General features: G+C 69.1%; 17 protein-coding genes. 11 read left to right on the top strand and 6 right to left on the bottom strand.

Going from position 1 to position 17,696, the window contains the following annotated elements; translation table 11 throughout:
- Window positions 1-38: 38 nt before the first annotated feature.
- From ACODNG_RS12950 to ACODNG_RS12940, 3 genes are all read left to right on the top strand, one after another.
- Complete coding sequence (locus ACODNG_RS12950) at window positions 39-1,022, top strand: HFX_2341 family transcriptional regulator (RefSeq protein ID WP_434521645.1); 984 nt, start codon at window positions 39-41, stop codon at window positions 1,020-1,022.
- Window positions 1,023-1,469: 447 nt separating this feature from the next.
- A complete protein-coding gene (gene cofH / locus ACODNG_RS12945; RefSeq protein WP_434521644.1) occupies window positions 1,470-2,921 on the top strand; it encodes a 7,8-didemethyl-8-hydroxy-5-deazariboflavin synthase subunit CofH in 1,452 nt (483 codons plus the stop codon).
- Between the two features lie 135 nt (window positions 2,922-3,056).
- The gene (locus ACODNG_RS12940; protein WP_434521643.1) at window positions 3,057-3,377 is read left to right on the top strand and encodes a DUF2250 domain-containing protein; all 321 of its coding nucleotides are present in this window, start codon (window positions 3,057-3,059) and stop codon (window positions 3,375-3,377) included.
- A 30-nt stretch (window positions 3,378-3,407) separates the two neighbouring features.
- Here the strand turns inward: ACODNG_RS12940 and hmgA are convergent, their stop codons facing one another.
- Both hmgA and ACODNG_RS12930 read right to left on the bottom strand, forming a co-directional pair.
- Window positions 3,408-4,631 (bottom strand): hydroxymethylglutaryl-CoA reductase (NADPH), encoded by a 1,224-nt coding sequence (hmgA, locus tag ACODNG_RS12935; protein ID WP_434521642.1) that lies wholly within the window; start codon window positions 4,629-4,631, stop codon window positions 3,408-3,410.
- 82 nt (window positions 4,632-4,713) lie between these two features.
- Complete coding sequence (locus ACODNG_RS12930) at window positions 4,714-5,187, bottom strand: GNAT family N-acetyltransferase (protein WP_434521641.1); 474 nt, start codon at window positions 5,185-5,187, stop codon at window positions 4,714-4,716.
- Window positions 5,188-5,420: 233 nt separating this feature from the next.
- Here ACODNG_RS12930 and ACODNG_RS12925 point away from each other — a divergent pair, with 233 nt between their 5' ends.
- From ACODNG_RS12925 to ACODNG_RS12910, 4 genes are all read left to right on the top strand, one after another.
- Complete coding sequence (locus ACODNG_RS12925) at window positions 5,421-6,233, top strand: DUF502 domain-containing protein (RefSeq protein ID WP_434521640.1); 813 nt, start codon at window positions 5,421-5,423, stop codon at window positions 6,231-6,233.
- Entirely contained in the window at window positions 6,230-6,673 is a 444-nt protein-coding gene (locus tag ACODNG_RS12920; protein ID WP_434521639.1) for an archease, read from the top strand. Before ACODNG_RS12925 ends, ACODNG_RS12920 begins: the two co-directional genes overlap by 4 nt.
- A gap of 98 nt (window positions 6,674-6,771) precedes the next feature.
- The gene (locus ACODNG_RS12915; RefSeq protein ID WP_434521638.1) at window positions 6,772-8,331 is read left to right on the top strand and encodes an RtcB family protein; all 1,560 of its coding nucleotides are present in this window, start codon (window positions 6,772-6,774) and stop codon (window positions 8,329-8,331) included.
- Window positions 8,332-8,351: 20 nt separating this feature from the next.
- Complete coding sequence (locus ACODNG_RS12910) at window positions 8,352-9,053, top strand: hypothetical protein (RefSeq protein ID WP_434521637.1); 702 nt, start codon at window positions 8,352-8,354, stop codon at window positions 9,051-9,053.
- A gap of 33 nt (window positions 9,054-9,086) precedes the next feature.
- Here ACODNG_RS12910 and ACODNG_RS12905 read toward each other — a convergent pair whose 3' ends face one another.
- Entirely contained in the window at window positions 9,087-9,398 is a 312-nt protein-coding gene (locus ACODNG_RS12905; RefSeq protein WP_434521636.1) for a thiamine-binding protein, read from the bottom strand.
- A 218-nt stretch (window positions 9,399-9,616) separates the two neighbouring features.
- Between ACODNG_RS12905 and ACODNG_RS12900 the strand changes: the two genes are divergently transcribed.
- On the top strand, window positions 9,617-10,885 hold the full coding sequence (locus ACODNG_RS12900) for an RNA-guided endonuclease InsQ/TnpB family protein (protein ID WP_434521635.1): 1,269 nt from the start codon (window positions 9,617-9,619) through the stop codon (window positions 10,883-10,885).
- A 45-nt stretch (window positions 10,886-10,930) separates the two neighbouring features.
- On the opposite strand, the gene ACODNG_RS12895 is transcribed toward ACODNG_RS12900, so the two are convergent.
- The gene (locus tag ACODNG_RS12895) at window positions 10,931-11,866 is read right to left on the bottom strand and encodes an alpha/beta hydrolase (RefSeq protein ID WP_434521634.1); all 936 of its coding nucleotides are present in this window, start codon (window positions 11,864-11,866) and stop codon (window positions 10,931-10,933) included.
- Window positions 11,863-12,261, bottom strand: a complete 399-nt coding sequence (locus ACODNG_RS12890; protein WP_434521633.1) for a hypothetical protein — start codon at window positions 12,259-12,261, stop codon at window positions 11,863-11,865. The genes ACODNG_RS12895 and ACODNG_RS12890 overlap by 4 nt, the downstream gene beginning before the upstream one ends.
- Before the next feature lie 244 nt (window positions 12,262-12,505).
- On the opposite strand from ACODNG_RS12890, the gene ACODNG_RS12885 reads away from it, so the two are divergent.
- From ACODNG_RS12885 to ACODNG_RS12875, 3 genes are all read left to right on the top strand, one after another.
- Complete coding sequence (locus ACODNG_RS12885; RefSeq protein ID WP_434521632.1) at window positions 12,506-13,585, top strand: DUF4013 domain-containing protein; 1,080 nt, start codon at window positions 12,506-12,508, stop codon at window positions 13,583-13,585.
- A gap of 25 nt (window positions 13,586-13,610) precedes the next feature.
- Window positions 13,611-14,678, top strand: a complete 1,068-nt coding sequence (locus ACODNG_RS12880; protein ID WP_434521631.1) for an mRNA surveillance protein pelota — start codon at window positions 13,611-13,613, stop codon at window positions 14,676-14,678.
- Window positions 14,679-15,176: 498 nt separating this feature from the next.
- The gene (locus ACODNG_RS12875; protein ID WP_434521630.1) at window positions 15,177-15,749 is read left to right on the top strand and encodes a hypothetical protein; all 573 of its coding nucleotides are present in this window, start codon (window positions 15,177-15,179) and stop codon (window positions 15,747-15,749) included.
- A 16-nt stretch (window positions 15,750-15,765) separates the two neighbouring features.
- On the opposite strand, the gene infB is transcribed toward ACODNG_RS12875, so the two are convergent.
- On the bottom strand, window positions 15,766-17,559 hold the full coding sequence (infB, locus tag ACODNG_RS12870) for a translation initiation factor IF-2 (protein ID WP_434521629.1): 1,794 nt from the start codon (window positions 17,557-17,559) through the stop codon (window positions 15,766-15,768).
- Between the last annotated feature and the right edge of the window lie 137 nt (window positions 17,560-17,696).

Raw genomic sequence — 17,696 nt, 5'->3', positions numbered from 1 at the left:
CGGTCGTTTATAACCGCGCCGCGTCAAACGGCTCGCGTATGCAGACCCACGTCGTGCCCGTCGGGTTCGACTACGACCGGATGATCGCCCCGCTCATCCGGGACCAGTTCGACGTCGACCGGGTGATCCTCCTGGAGGGGACCGTCGGCAGCGAGGCCAACGTCGAGTACTCGCGCAACATCGCGCGCAAGCTGGAGCAGGACTTCACGAACCTGCTCGGCGCCGAGACGGTACGCGAGCAACTGGACGACGTGTACGACTACGACGCCGCCTTCGAGCGCGCCTTCGACCTGATCAACGCGGAGCTGGACCGCGACGGCGCGGCGGGCGGGGGCGACGATTCCGGGGAGGCCGACGCGCCCGCCGACGAGCGCGAGGTGTGGGTGAACCTCTGTTCGATGCCCCGGCCCGTCTCCTTCGCGTTCGCGACCGCGGCCCACTCGATCATGGTCGAGCGGCAGGCGGACCGCGACCGCATCCACACCTACTACACGGCCCCCGAGAAGTACCTCGAAACCGAACTCGCGGAGGAACTGCGCGCGACGCGCGACCTCCTGCGCGACCTCGACGACGAGAGCGACGCCGAGGCGCTGGCGGACGCGGGCGTCGACCCCGACCGCGTCGCGGACCGGCTGGCGAGCACCACGGACCTCCTCGCGGAGTTCGACGAGCGCGGGACTACCATCGGCGCGAAGAAAATTGGCGACCGCCACGTCATCGAGCTGCCGGTCGCCTCCTTCCAGAACGTCAAGCCGTTCGAGGAGCTGGTGCTTTTCACCCTCGGCGAGCACGGCGAGTTCGAGTCCGTCTCGGAGCTGGCGGAGACGCTCGCGGCCGAGCTCAACGAGGAGTACACCGACTCGTTCCGCTCGAAGGTGATTTATAACGTCGATCGGTTGGGTCCCGGCGGCAAGGGGTACATCGAGCGCGAGGAACACGGGAAGTCCTACCGGACGAGTCTTTCGCGGATCGGGCAGTTGTGGGTGCGTTCGCACGCCGACGAAGATCGAGACGTGGCGTAACCAGTGGTTGGCGAATCGATCGATTACTTGTAAACCGACACCGGCAGATCGGCAGAGAACACTTCCAAAGCCCCAGCCGGGAGGCGGACAGACGCTCGCTGCGCTCCTCGTCGCTCGTTTCACTCGCTCCTGCGGTGCTTACGTCGCCTCTGTCCGCCTCCCGGCTGCCCCTTTCGAGTCCCGCCCCGCACCGCAACCGCACAGCGCCTCACACCTCCCCAGCCTCGTCGGCCGGCCTCCGCTTTGCTCCGGCCGCCCGACTCCCTCGCGCGTGCGATTCGCGCCCTTCGGGCGCTCATCGGCACGCGCCACCGCAGTTGTTTATAAGTAAACGTCGCAGCGCCTGGATCTATTTATAAACAGACGTTCGTGATCGGCGCCGATTCTCCGACTCGACCGGTGTCGCGACCCGCCCGTTTATCAGGGTGGAACCGGGAGCGTTAGGGGATGAGTTCGGGGGGTAGTTCCGACGCGAGCGGATCGGACGGCGACGGAGACAGGCGGTCGGAGAGCGGCGCAGAGGGGTTCGACTTCGCGACGCCCGCGACCGACCAGTCGTTCGAGAACGCGCTCGCGAAGGCCCGCGACGGCGTCCGGCTTTCGGTCGACGACGCGACGGAACTGCTCGCCACCGGCACGGAGTCGTCGGGGATCGACCCTGTCCGCAAGGAGGCGGTGCTGGAGGCGGCCGACCGGCGTAGGGCCGAGGAAGTCGGCGACGAGGTCACCTTCGTTGCCAACCTCAACAACAACGTCACCACGGCCTGCAACACCGGCTGCCTGTTCTGTAACTTCAAGGACTCCGCGCACGCGTTCGAGGCCGACAGCGAGGTGGAGCACGCGGGGTTCACCAAGACGCCCGCCGAGTCACGTGAAATCGTCGATGACGCCCTCGACATGGGGATCTACGAGGTCTGCTCCGTCTCGGGGCTTCACCCGGCGTTCGCGCTGAACGGGGAGCACCACGAGATCCTCGCCGCGCACGACGACCCCGCGAGCGAGGTGAACTACAAGCCCCCCGAGACGTACGCGACCGACCCGGGCACCTATCTCGAACAGATGGAAGCCATGTCGGTCGGCGGCGTCCACCTCCACTCGATGACGCCGGAGGAGGCGTACCACGCCGCCCGCGGCACCGACTGGGAGTACGAGACCGTCTACCGCGAACTGGCGGCCGCGGGCCTCGACTCCGCGCCGGGCACCGCCGCCGAGATCCTCGTCGACGAGGTCCGCGACGTGATTTGCCCGGGGAAGATCCGCACCGACGACTGGGTGGCGGCGATGGAAGGCGCGGCCGCCGCCGGACTTGACATCACCTCGACGATGATGTACGGCCACGTCGAGACGGTCGCGCATCGGGCGCAACACCTGAAGGTTATCCGCGACCTCCAGGACCGCACGGGCGCGATCACGGAGTTCGTCCCGCTCTCCTTTATCCACCAGAACACGCCGCTCTACCGCCGCGGCGTCGTCGACTCCGGGCCCTCGCGCGCAGAGGACGAGCTAGTGGTCGCCGTGGCGCGGCTCTTCCTCGACAACGTCGACCACGTCCAGGCCTCGTGGGTGAAGTCGGGCGACGCCCACGGGCTGAAGCTGCTCAACTGCGGCGCCGACGACTTCATGGGCACCATCCTCTCGGAGGAGATCACCAGTCGCGCGGGCGGCGAGTACGGCGAGTACCGCTCGTTCGACGACTACGTCGAGATGATCGCGGCTATCGGGCGGACCCCGGTGGAGCGCTCGACCGACTACCGGACTCGGCGCCGCATCGACCCCGACAACGGCCCGTACGGCCCGCAACTCGGCCCGCGAGCCGACGGGACGCCGTTGCTGCCGAACCGTTCGTCCGGCGGCGGAAACGGCGGCGACGCGGCCGGTGCGTCCTCCGCCGACGACTGAACCGGCCGAGCGGACCGAGTCGACGCCCGAGAAAACCGGTTGGAAACCGAATACGTTCCGCCGAGCGCTGGCGACTCCCAGCGAGTGGGAACTGCCGGTGGTCCCTTTACCGCGATACGCGTCACCGTATGTGAGATGGCCACACCTGACGCACAGCCGACCGACCGTCCGGCAGGGGGTTCGGATGCTGGGGAACGCGACGGGCGGATCGACCCCGACCGTCCGTCGCTCACGCGCTCCGACGAGCGGCTGCTCTCGTACCTCGCCGACGTCGGCGCCGACTACCAGGCGTTCGTCGCCGGGAACACCGGACTCTACGACGACCACGTGGAGTCCCGGCTGACCGCGCTCGAAGACGCCGGACTCGTCGAGCGCGTCTCCGGCGAGGCGGTGTACCGGATCACCGACGCGGGACGGGACGCGCTCCGCGACGACTGTCCGTGCTGGTCGGATTGAGGGAAGGAGTTCGCGGGCCGAAACGTCCGTTTATCGGCCAAGTTCCTCGTGCGCCGACGAGAGGTGTCGCGAGCCGAGCGCAGCGAGCAGGTTGAGTTCGCCCGCGAGCGCGCACACCGCGATCGACTCCGCGAGCGCGTCGGCGTTGCTCCCGGCCGGGTCGCCGCCGCCGGCGACGCCGAGGATCTCCAGGCTCGCCCGCTGCGTCGGCAGCTTCGTCCCGCCGCCGACCGTCCCCACTTCGAGGCTCGCCAGCGAGACGGAGACGTAGAGGTCGCCGTCGGCGGTCGTCTCGGCGGTGGTGATCGCGTTCGCCCCCTCGACGACCTGCGCCTCGTCCTGTCCGGTGGCGAGGAACATCGCCGCGACCGCGTTGGCGACGTGGGCGTTGAAGCCGAGCGCGCCCGCCTTCGCGGAGCCGACGAGGTTCTTCCGGGTGTTGATCTCGGCGACGGCCTCCGGGGTCGTGTGGAGGCGCTCCTCGACGACCTCGCGCGGGATCGTCGCGTCCGCGACGACCGAGCGTCCACGGCCCTCGACCGCGTTGATCGCGGCCGGCTTCTTGTCCGAACAGAGGTTCCCCGACAGCGCGACCAGCGACGCGTCCGTCTCCGCCTCGACCACGTCGCAGGCCTCACGGGTCGCGATGGTGGCCATGTTCATCCCCATCGCGTCCTTCGTGTCGTAGCGGAACCGCAGGAAGACGTTGTTGCCGACGACGTACGGCGTCACGTCGAGCAGTTCGCCGTGGCTCGTCGTCGACTCGGCCGCCTCGCGCAGCGCGGGGACGCTGTCGCGGACCCAGGCGACCAGCGCCTCGGCCTCGGCGACGCCCGCGACCCGGAACACGGGGGCGCGGGTCATCCCGCTCTTCGTCACCCGCGCGGTCGCGCCGCCGCCGTCGTCGATGGCGGAACAGCCGCGGTTGATCGACGCGACGAGCGCTCCCTCGGTGGTCGCGAGCGGGAGGTAGCGCTCGGCCGACCCCGATCCGCCGTCGACGGTCACCGGACCGGCGACGCCGACGGGGACCTGAACGCCGCCGAGGGTGTTCTCGATGTTCGAGCCGTGGACGGCCTCGGCGTCGAAGGCGTACTCGCCGAGCGGGTCGAGGTCGGCGTCGGTCGCCTCCGCGACGAGCAGCCGGCGCGCGGCGGTCGCGGCGTCGGCGTCGGCGTGGTCTTCCAGCTCGTGGAAGCGGAGGTCGCCGTCGCGGACCCGGGCCGCGAGGTCCGCGGGAGTCGGTTGCGACATGCCGGTCGTTCCTCGCGGCGGGCGCTAAGTACTGTCGGTTCCGCGGCCTTCGGGGGCGGAGAGAGCGGTCAGAGATCGCTGACTACCGCCCGACGAACCCGGAGAGCCGCTCGCGGATCGACTCGCCGCCCAGCTTGAGGTAGTAGGCGTCGCCGCCGTCCTCGTAGTAGTCGTCGATGCGGCGGATCACCTCGAATCCGAGGTGCTCGTAGAAGCCGAGCGCCGAGCGGTTGGTCGTACGGGCGTGACAGGTGACCGACCGGTGCTGCTCCGCGACGTCCGCGATGAGGCGCTCGGCGTGGCCGCGGCCGCGGTGGTCGGGGTGGACGGCAAGAAAGAGGATGTACCCGTCTCGTCGGACGGAGGCGAACGCGACGAGCCGGTCGTTCTCGACGAGCAGGTGGGCGGTCGACCGGCGGTACGCGTCGACGAAGAAGCCGCGTCGCTGTCGGAGGACGCCCTCAGCGGACCGAATGTGCTCTTTGAGCTCCCACGCGGCGGTCGCGTAGTCGGACTCGCCGGGCGGGTCGACCCGCTTTTCGACGTTGACGCTCACTGCGATGACCTAATACGCCAGCGGAATATAACTCCACCGCCAGCGGGGACCGTTGCGGACGGCTCCGCCGCCAGCGAAAGCGTTGCGGGCGCGAAAGCGTTTGCGGACGCGAAGCGTTGCGGACGCGAGAGCGTTGTGGCGGCAGACCCGCTCTCGACGGGGCGACCCCTGTCCGCGTCGACACCGAGACCACGACGGAAACGTTTTGTCGCGGTCGCGCGTGGTCGCGATCAATGACCGACGAGTCGTCGGGAGCCGAACTGCTCCGACGGGCGTTCCTCACGGGCGTCGCCGTGGTCGTCCCCGCCGTCATCACGCTGGTCGTCCTCGCCGTCGCGTTCAACGCGGTGTACAACTACCTCGACGTGTTCTCGTCGGCGGTCGTCGCCGTGTCGCCGGGCGGCGGACTGCCGCTGATCGGTGCGATCTCCCGGGAGCTCGCGATCGAGATCGCGACCCCGGTCGTGTTCGTGGCCGCCATCCTCGTCATCGGCGTGGGCGTCGAGTCATCGCGGTACGGCGAGCGCGCCGTCGACTACGTCGACGAGGCGGTCGAGCGCGTCCCGGGCGTCGGCTCCGTCTATCAGGGGTTCCGACAGATGAGCGACGCCATGCTGGAGTCTGACGGGGGAAACTTCCGCGAGGTCGTCCTCGTGGAGTTCCCGACCGAAGACACCTACACCCTCGCGTTCGTCACGAGCGAGACGCCCGCCGTCATCGCGGACCACGCGGACAGCGAGGGGGATGGCATGCGGACCCTGTTCATGCCGATGGCGCCGAACCCGGTGATGGGCGGCCATGTCGTCTTCGTCCCCGACCGTCGGGTCGTCGACGTCGAGTTGAGCGTCGACGAGGGGATCCGCGCGCTGGTGACCAGCGGCGTCGCGCTGGAGGAGGTCGCCGCCGACCTCGACGACGTCGACCCGGAGGACCTCCGCGCCGGGGCGCCGGAGCAGACCATCGACGCCCGGTTCCAGACCGACGAGCGACCGGGGAGCGCCGAGGCGTCCCGCGACGAGACCGGCGGAGAGAGCGGCGGGCGATGAGCTACGAACTCCGCGACCACACCGCCGACGTCGCCGTCGAGGCGACCGCCGACAGCCTCTCGGCGCTGTTCGCGGCGGTCGCCGACGGACTCGCGGCCGCGAGCGCGGAGTCGGTCCCGGACGCCGGCGATCGCTTCGAACTCGAGGTCGCCGCCGAGAGCCGTGAGGCGCTGCTGTTCGACTACCTCGGCCGGCTGATCTACGAGCGCGACGTGCGGCTCGTCCTCCCGGCCGACCACCGGTGCGCAGTGGTCGAACCGGGTGAGGGGGACCGGCAGAACAATCCCGCAGACCCGGACGAGTGGCGGCTCGCGGCCAGCGCGCGCGGCGTCCCGCTCGACGCGGTGGCGGCCCGGGAGATCAAGGCGGTCACGTACTCCGAGATGGCGCTCGAACGCCGAGACGACGAGTGGTACGCGTACGTCGTGTTCGACGTGTGAGGCCGCGGGCAGGCGGCCGGAATCCGCCTCGACGGGGCGGGGGTGGCACCCCCGCCCGCTGACGCAACGCCCTTGCCTCCCCGCGTCGAACGCCGTGTATGACCACGCGCGAGTTCGACGGAATCCGACTGGAGAAGGTGCGCGAGCACGTCTGGGAGATCCCCCGCGAGGGGGACATGAACGTCCCCGCGCGGGTCCTCGCCAGCGAGTCGCTGCTCGAAGAGATCGGCGAGGACGACTCGCTCCAGCAGCTGAAGAACGCCACCCACCTCCCCGGGATGGTCGAGCCGGCCCTCTGTATGCCCGACGGGCACCAGGGGTACGGCTTCCCGGTCGGCGGCGTCGGCGCTATCGACGCCCGAACCGGCTGTATCTCGCCCGGAGCGGTCGGCTATGATATAAATTGCGGCGTCCGAATGGTCCGAACGAACCTCACCTACGACGACGTGCGCGGGCGGGAGGAGGAGCTGGTTGACGCACTTTTCGAGGCGATCCCCTCCGGGCTGGGCGGCGGCGGCGTGATCGGCGGCGACGCGGACGCCATCGAGGGCGCCCTCGAACGCGGCGTCGAGTGGGCGGTCGAGGCGGGGTACGGGATCGAGAGCGACCTCGCGCACTGCGAGGACGAGGGCCGTCGCCCCGACGCGCGCCCGGAGCACGTCTCCCAGAAGGCGATGGACCGCGGCCGCAACCAGATGGGGTCGCTCGGCTCGGGCAACCACTTCCTGGAGGTCCAGCGCGTCACCGACGTGTTCCGGGAGGACGTGGCCGAGGCGTACGGGCTGGCGGAGGACGGTATCGTCGTCCTGATCCACTGCGGCAGCCGCGGGCTGGGCCACCAGACCTGTAACGACTACCTCCGGCGGATCGAGAAGGAGCACGGCGACCTCCTTGAGAAACTGCCCGACAAGGAGCTGGCGGCCGCGCCCGCCGGCTCCGAGCTGGCCGACGAGTACTACGGCGCGATGGGCGCCTGCATCAACTTCGCGTGGGTGAACCGCCAGCTTATCACCCACCAGGCCCGCGAGACGTTCGGCGAGGTGTTCGACGCCGACCCGATCGATGACCTCGGGATGGAGCTGCTGTACGACGTGGCGCACAACATCGCCAAGAAAGAGACCCACGAGGTCGGCGTCGACGCCGAGGGACGCCCCGCCGTCGGCGACGAGGCGGTCGACCGCGCGGAGCGCGAGCTGTACGTCCACCGCAAGGGCGCGACGCGGGCGTTCCCCGCGGGCAACGCGGACGTGCCCGAGACCTACCGCGACGTGGGCCAGCCCGTCATCATCCCCGGCAGCATGGGCGCCGGGTCGTACGTGCTCCGCGGCGGCGACGAGTCGATGTCGGTCTCGTTCGGCTCGACCGCCCACGGCGCCGGCCGCCTGATGAGCCGGACGCAGGCGAAACAGGAGTTCTGGGGCGGCGACGTTCAGGACGACCTCGAGGACGGCCAGCAGATCTACGTGAAAGCGGAGTCCGGCGCCACCATCGCGGAGGAGGCCCCCGGCGTCTACAAGGACATCGACGAGGTGATCCGCGTCAGCGACGAGCTCGGCATCGGCGACAAGGTTGCGCGCACGTTCCCCGTCTGCGAACATCAAGGGATAGCGTCCAGTCGCCGAGTTCGCCCCGCCTCTCCGACTCCTTATCACCGGTAGCGCGGCCACTCACCGTCGAGATGGCGAGTCACTCGCGGGACGGCGACACGCAACGAGAGCCGACCAGACGAACGCTTCTCGGCGGAACCGCCGCCGTCGCGGTCGGCGGCCTCACCGGTCTCGGTGCCCTCGCCGCGTCGAGCGAGCCGGCGGCCGCGGTCGAGGGCGACCCCGCTGCCTTTGAGGCGGGCGACGCCCCGACGGTCACGAGCAATGACGGTCGGGTCGAGTCGGTGTACCTCTCGCCCGCCCTCGAAGTGTCGTGGACCGACTTCTCCGAGGGCGTCGACCGCGTGACACTCTCGCTCGCGGTGGGAAGCGATGCCGGCGTCGATGAGGTGTACCGAGAGACCCTGACGGACACGGATCCGGAAGCGACGCCCGGAGACGTCGCGTCGGTCGGGAGACCAAGCAGCGACCAGTCCGACGCCGCGTCGGACGCACCGCCAGACTTCGACGCGGTCGACGGCGCTCTCACCGCGCGGTTCGAGCGTGTGGACGCGACCGAGCGCGGCGACGCCGTGACGAGCGAGACCCTCTCCGCGGCCGACCTGTCCGGCGGCGAGACGGCCACGACGACGCTCGACGTCGTGTTCCGCGCGGACCTCGCCGGTGGCGGCGACGAGGCAACCGTCGTCCGCACGACGACCGTCGAGGTCGCGGTCGAGAACCCCGCGGGCGACGCGACCGCGGGTGGGTCGGTCGAGATCGACACCGCGTGACATAGAGCGTCGAGGTGATGCCGTGCCGACTCGTCACCGCTCCCGCTTCGCTGCCCGACCGAGGTGATCTTCGACCGCGTCTACCTTCTCCGCGGCGGTCCCGTCGCTCGTCCGCTTGTCGTCGATCTTGAGGACGGTCGAGACACGGTCGCCGTCGACCGCGTCGTGGGCGGCCGCCGCGGCCGCGAACAGCGTCTCGGCGTCGTCGGCCTCAATGACGGTCCCCATCGGGTTCGTCTCGTAGCTCACGTCGAAGTCGTCGAGCGCGGCGACGGCCGCCGCGACCTCCTCGGCCATGCTCCCCTCGATCACCGGCGCGACGCTCAACATTGCGATCGCTGTCATGTTCGAGACTGTGCTGCGAACTCACTTAAGCAGTAGCGGGGAGCAGAGTTCCGAGCGACGACTTATGGAAGTAACAAGGCAAAAACCCCGCCCTTCAGGGCGGGGATACAGCCGACAATCCCTCCACTAACTACGTTCGATGGCCCCTCCGGATATTCCACGTCTCAGTCGTTGCTTTTAATACTTGATTCTTCATAAGTACTTATGAACACAGTCCGATGTTGGAGACAACCCGCACCTATCGAGCAAAAATCGTCAACCACCAACAGGTGAGTGACGACCTCGATGACTGCGGGCACTCAGCATCCAAACTGTGGAACGTCGCCCGCTACCACATCCAACAAGAATGGGATGACACGGGAGAGATTCCGTCCGAAGCCGATCTTAAGCGCGAATTAAAAGACCACGAACGATACAGTGACCTACATTCTCAGTCAAGTCAGCGCGTTCTTGAAGAACTCGCTGAGTCGTTCAACGGTTGGTTCAAAAAGCGCAAGAACGGTGATTCAGGCGCGAATCCTCCCGGTTACCGGAAGCGAGGCGACAACCATCCACGCTCCACCGTGACGTGGAAGCAGAACGGCATCAAACACGATTCCAAGCACAATCAACTCCGTCTGAGCAAAGGGTTCAACCTGAAGAACCACCGTTCTGACTTCATCCTCGCAGAGTACAAGACTCGACCGGACGTGACTGTAGAGAACATCCAGCAGGTTCGAGCCGTGTGGAACGGCGACCGCTGGGAACTTCACCTCGTCTGCAAAGTCGAAATTCCCGTTGGGGACGCACCCGGCGACAACACGGCTGGAATCGACCTCGGTATCAGCAACTACCTCGCCATCGCCTACGACGACGGTGACGCCGAGTTGTATCCGGGGAACGTCTTGAAGCAGGACAAGCACTACTTCACCCGCGACGAGTACGACACGGAGGGCGATCACGGGCCATCGAAGCGTGCGCTCCGCGCCCGACAGAGACTCTCGCGTCGGAAAGACCACTTCCTACACGCCCTCGCCAAACACATCGTTGAGCAGTGTATCGACCACAAAGTCGGTCGCATCGCCATCGGTGACTTGAGCAAGATTCGTGAGGACGAAAACGGTGACTCGCGGAACTGGGGGAAGCGCGGGAACAAGAAACTCCACGGATGGGAGTTCGACCGCTTCACCACGTTGCTCGAATACAAGGCTGAGGAACACGGTATTCTTGTTGACCGCACGAGCGAGCGAGACACGAGCAAGACGTGTTCGTGTTGTGGTCGGAAGCGTGATGCGAATCGCGTGGAGCGTGGGTTGTACGTCTGTGAGTCGTGCGGAGCGACGATGAACGCAGACGTGAATGGTGCGGTGAACATTCGCAGAAAGATAACTCAGAGTCCTCCCACTGAGGATATGAGTAACGGTCGTTTGGCACGGCCAGTAGCCTACCTGTTCAACCAAACCTCGGGGCGTTTCGCACCGAGGGAACAGGTGGGTTACAAACCATAATATCCCAACCCTCGGGAATCCTCGCCCTTCAGGGCGGGGAGGATGTCAATCGAGCGCGTCGCGCAGGAACGACAGCTGGTGACCGACCGCGCCCTCGAAGTCCGCGCCCAGCACGGAGAAGTGGTCCGCCGGCATCGAGACGACCGTGCCCCGCGAGAGCCGCTCGCCCGCGTCCGCGACCGACTCGGCGTCGACGATGGCGTCGTCGGTGCCGGCGAGAAGCAGCGTCGGGGCGTCGATCTCCTCGAGCCGCGTCACGGGTCGGTACCGGACCAGGCCGAGCAGCGACCGCGCGGGCGTCTCGTTGCGCCACGCCGACTCACGGTCGACGAGGTCGATGTACTTCCGCTTCGTCCCCGGCTCCGTGATCGCCGCGCACTCCTCCGTCCCGCCGACGATTGGGACGGTGCGGCCGCGACCGATCCGGTGACCGAGCAGGTCGCGGAGGCCCGCGGCGCCGGAGCGGAGGAGGTACCGCCCGCCGCGCCGCAGGGCAATGGCTCGCCCGTCGAGCATCGGGACCAGCCCCACGACCGCGTCGACGTCGCGGCGCTCCGCAGCGAGCGTGAGGACGTGCCCGGCCGACAGCGACGCGCCCCACAACACGAGGTCGTCGCCGACGGCGTCGACGCGCTTCGCGCGGTCGATCGCGGCCGCGTACGCCGCGCGCTGGCGGTCGAGTTCGACCGCCTGCGAGTCGCCGTCCGACTCGCCGAACTCCGGGTGATCGAACAGCAGCGCGGCGTAGCCCGCGTCCGCGAACCGCTCCGCGACGGCGGGGTAGCCGAAGGTGCGCTCCGCGCCGAGTCCGGGCGCCATCACGACCACCGGGGAGTCGTTCGCGTCGCCGCCGGGGAGGTACAACGTTCCGCGGCAGGTCGCGCCGTCGACGTCGAACGCGACCGCTCGGGTGGCGAACCGCTCGCGGGCCGGCCGCGCGAGCCGTCGCTGTGCGCGGTTGACCGGGTCGCGGCGGGTCACCGGTCCGCCTCCGGGTCGGTTTCGGCGGCCGGCTGAGCAGCGCCCTCGATCGCGTGGCTCACGGTGTCCAGCACGCGGGCCGAGAACTCCGTCTCGGATATCTCGTAGCTCGTGAGCGCCTCGAACCACTCGGCCTCGGCGCGCCACGTACCGAGGACGTCGCCGGGCGATCGAACGACCGTGCCCTCGACGCGGACCGGGTCCCACTCGTCGGCCTCCGTGCGGTCGATGAGCGCGTTGAGCGCGCGACCGATCTCGCCGCGGTGGATCTCGCGGCCGGGGAACGCGGTCATGTACGTCAGCTCCAGCGGGTCGCCGCGGTCGATCGACTCGACGCTGACGCCGTAGCTGCGGAGCGCCGGCTCCACGTCGGCCGTCCGCTCGTCGCCGGTCATACCCGATCCGTCGGCGGGACGGGATAAATCGGTACCGGCACGCGACGGCGACGCGGCTACGAGGAGGGGGGAACGGGATGTCGGACGAAAGCCGCGGACGGGGGTGCGGCCGCCTTCGGCGGCCGCGGATGGGTTGTCAGAGGCACACGATTATCCCGCGCGGCCGATCGGTGATAGTCCGCGAAGCGATATAAACGCTCGGGCCGGGGACCTTTATGCGGCTCCCGTCCCTGTGTTGGGCCACATGCTCACCGCGGCCGCGACGGCACTGACGCGAACCGACGACGCCGCCGGCGTCGTCCTCGTCGGCGGGGTAGTGACCCTGCTCTCGTGGGTCCTGACGCCGCTGTGGCTCGGCGGCGTCCTCTTCATCACCCCGGCGTTCGTCGTCGCGGCCCCGGTCGCGCTCGCCCCGTGGCTCGTCGCGCGCGGCTACTTCGTCCGGGTGACGCGCAGCGCGATCCGGACCGGGGAGGCGACCGGCGTACCGTCGCTCGTCGCGTGGGGGGAGCTGGTCAGGGACGGTCTCAAGTCCGCGTTGCTGTCTGCCGCCCTCCTCGCGCCGCTCGCAGGCGGCCTCGCGGTCGCCGGCGGCGTCGTCGCCGCGCTCGTCGCCGGGCCGGTGGAGCCGGCGTCGGTCGCGGCCGCCGTCGAATCCGCCCTCGGACCGAACGGACCGGCCGCCGTCGCCGCGGTCGCCGCCGGCGGCGTCGGCGCGCTCGTGGTCGCGTACCTCCTCGCGTTCGCGTACGTCCGCCCGGCGGCGCTCGCGACCTTCGCGGAGTCCGGACGACTCAGAGACGGACTGCGTCCCCAGACGGTGGTCGGCGTCGCCGCGACCGGCTCGTACGCCACCGGGTGGACGCTCGCCGTCGGGGCGCTCGCGGTAGGGTACGCCGTCGCGGCGCCCACGACGCCGCTCGTCGTCGGGGTCGCGCTTGCGTTCGCCGTCCGCGTCGTCGCCCACGGCCTTTACGGGCGAGGTGCGGCCGACGCCTTGCGGGGGGATCCGGCACCGAACGCGGGTCGCCGTCCGGAGGACGACGGGTCTCGCGACGACGCGACTTCCGACCCCGAAACCGTCCGCGACGCCGACGTGATTCGCGACAGCGGTCGCTCGCGCGACGACGGTCCGGTCCCCGCCGTGTCGGGCGACGGCGGGCGGCCGATGCGGAGCGAGCCGCCGGCCGCGGTCCAGGTCGGCCGGGCCGTTCCGGTCGGCGACCGGGGAGACGCCGTCGAAAGCGACGGGATCGGCGGGGGCGACCCGGCCGGTGGCTTCGAGTGGGGACCGGCCCTCGCCGACGCGGAAGACAAGAGTTGATACGGCCGCGAGCGAACCTTCGGGCATGCGCATCTCCGAGCGGGGGTACGGCGAGGAGGGCCGGGAACGGCTCACGCTGGTCCCCGAGAACGTCGACGACCTCTGGCACCTCGCGCACGTCCTCGAACCCGGGGACCTCGTCGAGGGCGACACCACCCGACGGATCCAGCGGAACGACGACCAGATGCGGGACACCGGCGGCCAGCGCGAGCACATCTTCGTCACGCTGGAGGTCGAGGACGTGGAGTTCGCGCGGTTCGCCAACCGCCTCCGCGTCTCCGGGGTCATCGTCGGCTGCTCGCGGGAGGACCAGCTCAACGCCCACCACACGCTCAACGTCGAGGAACACGACGAGATCACCGTCGAGAAGCACTTCAAGCCGGACCAGACCGAGCGGCTGGAGGAGGCCACCGAGGCCGCCGAGAACCCCGACGTCGCCATCGCGACCGTCGAGGAGGGCGCCGCCTACGTCCACACGGTCCAGCAGTACGGCACCGAGGAGTACGCCTCGTTCACGAAGCCGACCGGGAAAGGCGAGTTCTCGCGGCCGCGCGAGGAGCTGTTCGCGGAGCTGGGAGAGGCGCTCGCGCACCTCGACGCCGACGCCGTGATCCTCGCGGGACCGGGGTTCACCAAGAACGACGCGCGCGACTACATCGACGAGGAGTACCGGGACCTCTCCGACCGGATCACCACCGTCGACACCTCCGCGGCGGGCGACCGCGGCGTCCACGAGGTGCTCAAGCGCGGCGCGGTCGACGAGGTCCAGAAGGAGACCCGCATCTCGAAGGAGGCGAGTCTCATCGACGAGCTGACCGAGAACATCGCGACCGAGGCGAAGGCGACGTACGGCCCGGACGACACCGCCGAGGCCGCCGAGTTCGGCGCGGTCGAGACGCTGCTCGTCGTCGACGAGCGGCTCCGCACCGAGCGGCAGGGCGACGGCGACTGGGACATCGACGTCAACGAGGTGATCGAGTCGGTCGAACAGCAGGGTGGCGACGTCGTCGTCTTCTCCTCGGAGTTCGCCCCCGGCGAGCAGCTCGCCAACCTCGGCGGCATCGCCGCGATCTTACGCTACCGACTCCAGTGAGCGGCTGACAGTCGAAGTGCGGTGGCGCGTGCCCGTAAGCGGCCGCCGCAGGCGGCCGCGAACGGCACCGCGCGAGGGACGCCGCGAACGCCCGAAGGGCGTGAGCGGCGAGGCTGGGGAGGTGTGAGGTGCTGTGCGGAGCGGTGCGGGGCGGGACTCGAAGGGGCAGTCGCGAGGGCGGCGCAGGCGACGTAAGCACTGGAAGGAGCGAGCGCAGCGAGCGACTGAAGTGCGCAGCGAGCGTGCGCCGCCCTCGCGGCTGGGGCTTCGGAAGTGTCGGTGTCAATCGATTACATATAAATGAAAGCGTACCGCCGAGCGGCTGGGGCTTCGGCGGCGTTCGTGTCGATCAGTTATTTATAAGAACCACTGTCGTATCGCCGAGCGGCTGGGACTTCGGCAGGCCCGGTCGTAGAGTCGTTCGCAGCGACGACAGTCACATATCGCGTTCGGGGAGCGGCCGTGACCTTATGAGAGCGCGTCGCCAACTCCGGATCGATGGCGGACCGATCCGGCGGTGACGAGAGCGTCTCGACGACCGCCGACCGCGAAAGCGCCGATGACGCCGACGGCGATCCGATCTCGGACGCCGATCCGCTCCCCGACGACCTCGACGCCGGCGTCGACGAGGCGGTGAAACGCCGGCTCCGGGAGGCGTACCTCAACGACGAGGAGAACGCGCTGATCGTCACGGAGGTGCGCTCAGTTGGCGACCGCGTCGCCGTCGAGATGCGCCCGCCGCACGGGGACGCGACCCACACCGAGCGGTTCGACGCGCCCCGAGACGGGTCGCTCCAAGAGTCCGAGGCGTTCCTCGAATTTCTGGAGGCCGCGGGCGTCTCGCCGCTCGACGTCGACGAGCTCGTCGGCGCCCGCGTCCCGGCGATGTACGACCCGGAGACCGGCTGGCGGGTCGACGCCGCGTACCGCGGCGAGGTGGAGACGGAAACCGAGAGCCGATTCGCGGACGCCCGCGAGTGGCTGTGGACCTACCGGACGTGGCTGCTCGCCGCGCTGCTCGTCGGCGGGGAGTTGGCGTTCGTCGCCGTGATCATTCTGGTGTACGCGTGACCGGCGACCGGGTGCGTTACTTCCCCCAGAAGGGGTCGCGCTTGCGACGCGTCTCCAGATACCCCTGAAGCGCCTCGCGCTCGTCGGCGGTGATCTCCTCTTTTAGCTCCTGTTCGAGGATTTTCGCGTGCTTCTCGGGCACCTCGGTCCACAGCGTGTCGCCCTCTTCGATGTCGCGGCCGACCGTCGGCCCGTCGATGGCGATGCTGACGCGCTCGCCGGCGCGCGCCTCGTCGACGTCGTCGCCCTGCTTTTGAATCCCGGAGAGACCGCCGACGCGCTCGAACTCGTTACCCTCGAAGTAGCCGACGTTGCGGTTGTTCTGGAGGGTGCCGGAGATGACCTCGACGCCGACGACCGCGGGGTCGTTCTGCCGGAAGGTGTGGTCGGGGAGGATGCGGAAGCGGGCCGGGCGCACGACCTTGTCCAGCACCGTCTCCTGTTGCGCGCGCTGCTTCTCCTCGACGTAGCGCTCGTAGTCCTCGACCAGCTGGTAGATGACCTCGTTTTTGAACAGCTTCACGTCCGCGTTCTCCAAGTCCGACTCCGCGTTCTGGAGGAGGTCGACGTTGAAGCCGAGAATCGCCTTGTGTTCGTCCTGGTTCGCGGTCTCCGCGACCGCGATGTCTCGCGGTGCGATGTCGCCGACCTCGGCGCGCAGGATGGGAACCTCGGCCTCGCGGAGCGCGTTCGCCATCGCCTCCAGCGAGCCGAGGGTGTCCGCCTTGACGACGACGCCGTTTTCTGCCGTCTCGACCTCGATCTCGGCCAGTTCGGCCTTCACTTCCTCGACGACCTGGTCGACGGTGCGGTCGCGGACGACCCGGACCGGCGCGCCCGCCATCGCCTGGTCGAGGTCGGGCGCGGCGATCTTCACGCCGGCCGCGGCCCCGATCTCGCCGACCTTCTCGAACTCCTTCTCCGTGCGGATCTCCGCGAGCGGCCGCGGACGGAGCAGCGCGCGGATCTCGGTGACGATCGGCTCGTCCTGCCCCCCGACGACGACGGTGTCGCCGTTGCGGATCACGCCGTCGTAGACGACGGTGTCGACGGTGGCGCCGAACCCGCGCTCGTCTTTTACCTCGAGGACCGTCCCCTCGCCCGGGCCGGTGACGTCGATGGCCATCTCCTCTTTCATGAACCGCTGGGAGAGACCCATCAGGACCGTGAGGAGGTCGGGGACGCCCTCGCCGGTGAGCGCCGACAGCGGGACGACGCCGATGTTCTTCTGGAAGTCCTGGACGCGCCAGTAGAGGTCGGCGGAGAAGCCGGCGTCCGACAGCTGGCCGATGATCTCGTAGAGGTTCTCGTCGAGCATCGACTTCGCGCGCTCGGACTGGGCGTCCATGCTCACCTGGATCGGCTCGCCGTCCTGTGGGTTCCAGCCGGGCGTCGTGTCGACCTTGTTGGCGGCGACGACGAAGGGGGTCCCCGTCCGGCGGAGGATGTCTATCGCCTCCTCCGTCTGCGGCTGGAAGCCGTCGTTCACGTCGACGACGAGCACCGCGATGTCGGCGAGCGCGCCGCCGCGGGCCCGCAGCGTCGAGAAGGAGTGGTGGCCCGGCGTGTCGATGAACAGCAGGCCGGGGAGATCGAAGTCGGTCGGGTCGATGAGCTCGCCCGCCATCCCGGAGATGGTGTCGAGCGGGATGTCCGTCGCCCCGATGTGTTGGGTGATCGCGCCGGCCTCGCCCTCGCTGACGGCGGAGCCGCGGATCGTGTCGAGCAGGCTCGTCTTGCCGTGGTCGACGTGGCCCAGCACGGCGACGATGGGGGTTCGCAGGGTGTCCGCGTGTGTGTGGTCGGTCATATGTGATCGCCCCGAGAAGGTTATACCGTCCGTTCCGCCGGCCGTCAGTTAAGCCTTTCAAAATGCCGCGACGAACCGGGACGACGGAGCCGGACCGTTCGGCGTCGTTCGTCCAGCCGTGGTGCGACGCGTTCGTC

The sequence above is a fragment of the Halorubrum sp. AS12 genome, from assembly GCF_051122765.1.
Classification (GTDB): domain Archaea; phylum Halobacteriota; class Halobacteria; order Halobacteriales; family Haloferacaceae; genus Halorubrum; species Halorubrum trapanicum.
This window is presented reverse-complemented; position numbering and strand designations above follow the sequence as displayed.